The 6,043-nt window shown below is 65.5% G+C and carries 5 protein-coding genes; 2 read left to right on the top strand and 3 right to left on the bottom strand.

Going from position 1 to position 6,043, the window contains the following annotated elements:
• Positions 1–19: 19 nt before the first annotated feature.
• Positions 20–943 (bottom strand): PaaI family thioesterase, encoded by a 924-nt coding sequence (locus B5V03_RS03425; RefSeq protein ID WP_129267868.1) that lies wholly within the window; start codon positions 941–943, stop codon positions 20–22.
• Positions 944–1,092: 149 nt separating this feature from the next.
• Between B5V03_RS03425 and B5V03_RS41305 the strand changes: the two genes are divergently transcribed.
• Together B5V03_RS41305 and B5V03_RS03435 are read left to right on the top strand one after the other, a co-directional pair.
• Entirely contained in the window at positions 1,093–1,410 is a 318-nt protein-coding gene (locus B5V03_RS41305; protein WP_164987755.1) for a hypothetical protein, read from the top strand.
• A 182-nt stretch (positions 1,411–1,592) separates the two neighbouring features.
• On the top strand, positions 1,593–2,813 hold the full coding sequence (locus B5V03_RS03435; protein WP_129267869.1) for an LON peptidase substrate-binding domain-containing protein: 1,221 nt from the start codon (positions 1,593–1,595) through the stop codon (positions 2,811–2,813).
• Between the two features lies 1 nt (position 2,814).
• Here the strand turns inward: B5V03_RS03435 and B5V03_RS03440 are convergent, their stop codons facing one another.
• Positions 2,815–4,290, bottom strand: coding sequence for an amidase (locus B5V03_RS03440; protein WP_164987756.1), 1,476 nt, complete (start codon positions 4,288–4,290; stop codon positions 2,815–2,817).
• Positions 4,291–4,401: 111 nt separating this feature from the next.
• Positions 4,402–5,502 (bottom strand): ring-opening amidohydrolase, encoded by a 1,101-nt coding sequence (locus B5V03_RS03445; protein WP_129267870.1) that lies wholly within the window; start codon positions 5,500–5,502, stop codon positions 4,402–4,404.
• Between the last annotated feature and the right edge of the window lie 541 nt (positions 5,503–6,043).

Genomic DNA, 6,043 nt, shown 5'->3' on the forward strand with positions numbered 1-6,043 from the left:
GCCGTCAAGTAAAATACGCCTATTCGTCGTCGTTTCCAGGCGTCGGGCGCAGCATGAAATGGCCGAAGGCGGTGGCGATCGGCTTGTCCGCGTCATCCTGCCAGGCGCGCGCCTCGAAGGCGACGATGCGCCGGCCCTGCTTCACGATCGACACATTCGCAAACGTATCGAGCGCGCGGCCAGAGCGCAGATAGTTGACCGTGAGTCCGATCGGCTTGGGCGGCGCGGCGGCGCCGAGCTCGCGCGCCACCCCGATGATGGCCGTGGTCTCGAGGAACGCGCCGGTCATGCCGCCATGGATCGCGGGCAGGATCGGATTGCCGATGATCTTTGGCGAGAACGGCATCGTCAGCGTGCCGTCGTCGTTGAGGCGGATGCCGAGACAGCGCGCGAACGGGCTGTGCGCGAACGGGCCCTCCGGATCCTCCGGCGCCTCCAGGGTGGGGACGCTGAGCGCTTCCATCCTGCGATCGGCCAGCATGTTGGTGCGGTTGGCGCCGATCATGAAGCAAGCGGTCGCGGTCGCGACCGGATCGTCCTCGGAGTCCTGATAGGCCGTCGAGCGCACGAACGCGATCGAGCGCGTGGTGCGGTAGCAGATCGAATGCGCCTTGATGTCGAGGCCCGGCGTTGCCGGCTTCTGATAGTCGATCCGCAAATCCAGGGTTGCGATCGCGCGCGTGCCGTCGAGCGCAAGTTGCACCGCCATGCCGCAGCTTTCGTCGAGCATCGCGGTGACGACGCCACCATGCAGCACGCCGGTCTCGGTGTCGCCGACGAAGACGGGACGGTAGGGCAGGCTGGACCAGGCTTCGGCAGGTGCGAAGCGGTCGAGCTGAAGCCCGCTGATATGGCCGTAGTCGGAGCGGCGGCCCTTGATGGCCTCGGCGAGTTCCTCGAAGGGAAGCGTGGCAGGTGCGCTGGACGTCGATGAGCTGGACATGGCGATGTTCTAGACCAGTGTCGGGCGCGGCGCAAAACCCGGAACGGGCCTCGCACGGCAGGTCTGCCGCGGCCGGTTTGGCCTCGACAGGGCGGACCGAAGCAACGATGGTGGGCGCTTCGCTTGCCGACCAGCCGTAAGGAGCGCCCATGGCCGACCCCGAAACACCCGCCACCAACCCGGGGCCCGTCACGATTTCGAGCTCGAGCTCGGAGCGGGCGCCGATCATCTATTTCGACGGCGCCTCCTGCTTCGGCCACCACAATGGTGCGATCCAGATCGAACTCGCCGCAAATCTCCTGATGCCGGTCGGCGCCGCCGTCAGGGTCGACGTGGTCCAGACCGCGCATCTGCGTTGCAGCGTCGCCGCGGCGCTGGCCTTGCGCGAAGCGCTCGACAAGGCGCTTGCGATGTTCAAGCAGGGCCAGCAGCAGCCGGCGGAGGAGATTCCGGCGATGAAGAATTGAGGTCGCAATTGACAGCAAACTGTCTTTGCGTCACTTTTCGCACAGGTTGATACGACCTGCCGGTTGCCCCCTCTGTGGGATGGTGAACGTATCGAGCCCTGATCGGCCCCCTTTGCCCGAGCGACCGGGTCAGCAACGCAACCGCCTGACACACCTGGATCGCTCATGCAGAGGACGAACCGATGCGCGATTTTCGCGATGCCAAGGCTATGGCGCAGACCCTGCGCGAATCCCTGACCACCAAGTCCGTCACCATTAGTCACAGCGAGAGCCTCGAACTGGTGTCGAGGATGCTGGGCGTTGCCGACTGGAATACTTTGGCGGCGATGCTTCATGCCGAGCGCCGTGAGCCGGCCGCTCCGGCGACACAGCTGAACACGACCACGGCGCTCTATCCTGCCGTTCCGCTGCGCGATCTCGTCCCGTTTCCAAATGCGACGTATCCGATGTTTGTGGGCCGAGAGAGCTCCTTCCAGGCCCTGAACCAGGCGTTTGAAGGCGGACGCGAGGTCGTGCTGGCGGTGCAGCGGGAGGCGAGCGTCGATGATCCCAGATTTGCCGACGTCTACGAGATCGGCATCGTGGCCCAGCTGCTCGAACTCGAACCGCTCGCCGATGGCACGTTCAGGGTGCTGACGCGGGGACTGCGGCGCGTGGAGCTACGCGGCTTCGCTACCGAAGCGTCCGCCTATTGGGCTGAGGCGGTCGACGTCAGCGAGGGAGTTGCCCGCAATGCAAGGGATGTCGTCCGAAGGATCTATCAGCGCTTCCAGGATTACACGGCGGTTCATGGAATTTTGGTGCCGGACATCTGGCTGTTCTTCGATCAAACGCGAGATCCTGGACAGATCGCCGACATCGTCGCGACGCGAATGAAGTTGCCCATCATAGACAAATACGAGCTCCTGGCGACGCTCGATCCCATGAAGCGGCTCGAACGCATCGAAGCGTTGCTCGACCTGCCGCAGCGTCCCGTTTCGGCAAGTTACGCGGCCACGAAACGACAGGCGCTCGATCATGCTGACCGGCGTCGTCATCAATATGCGACGCTCGAGCATCTGCTGCTCGCTCTGACCGATGATGCGGACGCCTCCGCCGTGATGCGCGCCTGCGAGGCTGACCTTGGCAAGCTGAGACAAAGCCTCACGCAGTATCTGGACAACGAGCTCAAGCACATCGTGATCGAGGCCGGAAGCGCCATCCCGACGCCGGCGTTCGAACGCGTCGACCAGCGCGCGGTGCTTCACGCTCAGGAAGTGGGCAATCCCGCCGTGACCGGCGTCAATGCGCTCGTCGCTCTCTTTCCGGAGATGCGAAGCCCCGCGGCCCGCATGCTCGCCGAGCAGGGCGTGTCGCGCTTGCGCATCGACATTGCGCGACAGGCCGGCAAGGGCAAAGGCTAGCCTAAGCCTTCGTCACATGCACCTTCGCGGTCTTGCCGTCGTTCCATTTGCCGTCGAGCGCGCGCTCGATCTGGGCGGCGAGTTGCAGCAGGAGGCCGTCATTGGCCTGCTTGGCGATCGCCTGGATGCCGAGCGGCAGGCCGTGATCCTGTGTTGCCATCGGCATCGAGATCGCGGGCATGCCGCAGAGATTGGCGAGCGGCGTGAAGGCGAAGAAGCGCCAGAGATTACCGAACCAGTCGAGCACATCGGGATTGTCGGAGATGGTGAGATATTCCCTGGTGCCGACCTTCGGCGTCGGCAGCGCGGTGATCGGCGTCAGGATGACGTCCCACTGTTCGAAGAACGCGCCGAAGCCGCGTGAGGTCGTGTTGAACACGCCCTGCATCTTCGCCCGCTCCGCGAAGGTCGTATGGCGGCCGGCTTCCCAGATCCGGATGTTCATGGGTTCGATGAGATCTTCCGGCGGCTTCTCCAGCCCGCGCGCGGCGAGCATGTTGGAGATCACCACCGCAAAATTGCTGATGTAGCAGGTGGTCTGCGCCTCGAACGCGGCGCGGAAGTCGAGCTCGGGCAGCGCATAGTCGACGTGATGGCCGAGGCCTTCGAGGAAGCGGCCGGTCTTCTCCAGCTCGGCGGCGATCTCAGGCGTCGCGGTGTAATCGCCCCAGCTGTGCGACAGCGCGATGCGGAGCTTGCCCGGATCGCGCTTGATCATCTCCGAATAGGGCTGCGCCGTGGTCCAGAACGGCATGAACTCGCCGGGCGCAGGCCCGCGGGCGTGATCGACGAAGGCGGCGGTGTCGCGCACGCTGCGCGACTGGCAGCCCTGGATCGAGACGAGGCCAGTGAGATCGGACATGTGCGGTGCCAGCGAGAACACACCGCGCGAGACTTTCAGCCCGATATTGCCGTTGACGCCGGCGGGAATGCGGATCGAGCCGCCACCGTCGGTCGCATGTGCGATCGGCACCACGCCGGCGGCAACCATCGCCGCGCTGCCCGCGGACGAGCCGCAGGTGGTGTAGTCGGTATTCCACGGATTGCGCGTCACATAGACGGCCGGATTGTCAGCCGAGCTGCACACGCCGAATTCCGGCGTCGTGGTGCGCCCGATCAAATTGAGGCCGGCCTGGCGGAATTTGCCGGTGAGGAACGTATCGGCGCTGGCGCGGTTGCCGCGCATCAGCAGCGAGCCCATTTCCTGGAGCCGGCCCTTCATGGTGGGTCCCAGATCCTTCATCAGGAAGGGCAGGCCGGCGAACGGGCCGGCGAGGTTAGCGCCGTCCTTGGCGGGATCGGCGATCACGTCCTCGAACAGCTCGACCACGCCCGACAGCGCCGGATTGACCTTGGCGACGCCCGCGGCAGCCTGGCGGGCCAGTTCCTTTGCCGTCAGCTCGCCCTTGCGGACGCGTGCCGCGAGGCCGACGCCATCGTGTTGCGCCCATTCATTCCAGGTCATCGGCAAAGTCATGAAATCAAAATCCCCTAAGGTGCGGCGCCACCTTTTTCGCAAGGCCCCGCGTTTATCAACTGAGCCGGCGCGAAGGGCAGGGTTGCGCGGGGCGGAGGGGTCGCGGCATCATCAAGACAGTCGCGCGATCACCGCAACCGGGCCGCCGCCCGCCGGCCCCTGATGCTCGGCCCCGCCGGACACATAGACCGCGCCGGTGCCGGCAAGGCCCGCGATCAGGCCGCCAACCGCCGCGCGGGCGTGGCGTGTCGAGCTGATGTCGGTATCTTCCAGCATGGTGTGGCGGAAGCCGCGCACGTTGCCATCAGGCGAGGCCTCGGCCTTGGCGAAGATGTTGACGAGCTCGCGGCCCGGCTGCGGCGTCGTGCCAAGCCCAACGCTCTCCAACGCCGACATCACCGCGGGAGCATCGATCGCATCGCTCATCACGGCATGCCCGATTTCGAATTCGCTCGCTGAAGCCTTCGAGCTGCCGAGCACGATAACGACGTTATGCATCAGCTCGATCCCCGATGAGGTCGAGGCGACCCTCGAGAACAGATCGTAGCGTCGCAGCACGTCCTCGTCGCGGACATCGGGTGCGATCTCGCCGAGCGCAACGCCAACGCCGAGCGCGGAGGCGCCGCGCGAATAGGCCATCGAGCTATAAGCGCTCGTCGTCACCGTTTTGCTGCCGCGCGCGTTTGCCGCCTCGACACGGTCGCTGGTGAGCAGCGGGCACTTGATCTGCACGAAATGGACGTCAGCGGGATCGGTGATGCCGGCGTCGTCCATCGCGGCCTTCACCGCCTTGGCCGTCTCCGTGATCTGGGCGGAGCGGCCGAGCTCCTCGGGCAGGAAATCCCGCGTGTGCGCCATGCCGATGCTCAGGCGCTTGCCGGACAGGCCTGCCGGTCGCTCGGCCTCGCTGCGGGTGAACACGGTGATGTGCGGGCTGAGCACGCCTTCGGTACCGCCGGACATCACGAAGGCGATGCGCTGCTCGACCGCCTCTGGCGACAGCCCGAGTTTTGGTGCCAGTGCCGTGCACAGCGCCGCGACCGCATACTCCCGGGTGAAATCGTTGACGCCGCCATTGCCCTCGGTCTTGCCGAGGATGGCCAGGATCGATGTGGGATCGATTTCGCCGGAGCCGATCATGCTCATGAGGCCGGAGACGTCGCCGGGTCCCTTGGTGGCGACCTTGAAGATGCCGACCGAAGTGGTGCGCATTGGTAGTCCTCAGTTCGGTGGTCCGGCGGGTCAACCAGCCGTGGAACGGGGGCGCGTGTCAAGGTGCAAGCGGTCATCTCTCACCGTCACCCTGAGGTGGCCGCTTCTTCAGCGGCCCTCGAAGGGCGACGGCCCGGCTGCATCCGGGCCGTACATCCTTCGAGGCTCACTCCGCGGCGCCTCTGGCGCCGCGGAGTGAGCACCTCAGGATGACGGAGCTCGCGTCGGAGCGACGGTAGCCGGATGGAGCGGGGCGCAACCCGGTACAGTCTCCCGCATTCCGCTGCGCTCCATCCGGGCCACGAGAGCTTGTGCTGCCCGACGGGCAAAACACCCCGCCAATTGGTCAATCAGTCTCGATCAAAATATTCCACTTTACCGAAATTCTGTTTTGGCGTATGTGGCGCCCATCCCCGCTCATCCTTGAGGGGCGATCGTACGTCGTCACGATATGCGAGCGGGGTTGCGGTGGACGCGGCAGCGTCGTGCGCGAGAGGTCAAGGGCAGGGCGGGTAGTCCCTGTGAGCCCGTGGCCGCGTGC

The sequence above is a fragment of the Bradyrhizobium betae genome (assembly GCF_004123905.1).
GTDB lineage: Bacteria > Pseudomonadota > Alphaproteobacteria > Rhizobiales > Xanthobacteraceae > Bradyrhizobium > Bradyrhizobium betae_A.

Bases quoted from the DNA above. Each gene is read 5' to 3' on its own strand.
- B5V03_RS03425 (WP_129267868.1), bottom strand. From the start codon at position 943: ATGTCCAGCTCATCGACGTCCAGCGCACCTGCCACGCTTCCCTTCGAG.
- B5V03_RS41305 (WP_164987755.1), top strand. From the start codon at position 1,093: ATGGCCGACCCCGAAACACCCGCCACCAACCCGGGGCCCGTCACGATT.
- B5V03_RS03435 (WP_129267869.1), top strand. From the start codon at position 1,593: ATGCGCGATTTTCGCGATGCCAAGGCTATGGCGCAGACCCTGCGCGAA.
- B5V03_RS03440 (WP_164987756.1), bottom strand. From the start codon at position 4,290: ATGACTTTGCCGATGACCTGGAATGAATGGGCGCAACACGATGGCGTC.
- B5V03_RS03445 (WP_129267870.1), bottom strand. From the start codon at position 5,502: ATGCGCACCACTTCGGTCGGCATCTTCAAGGTCGCCACCAAGGGACCC.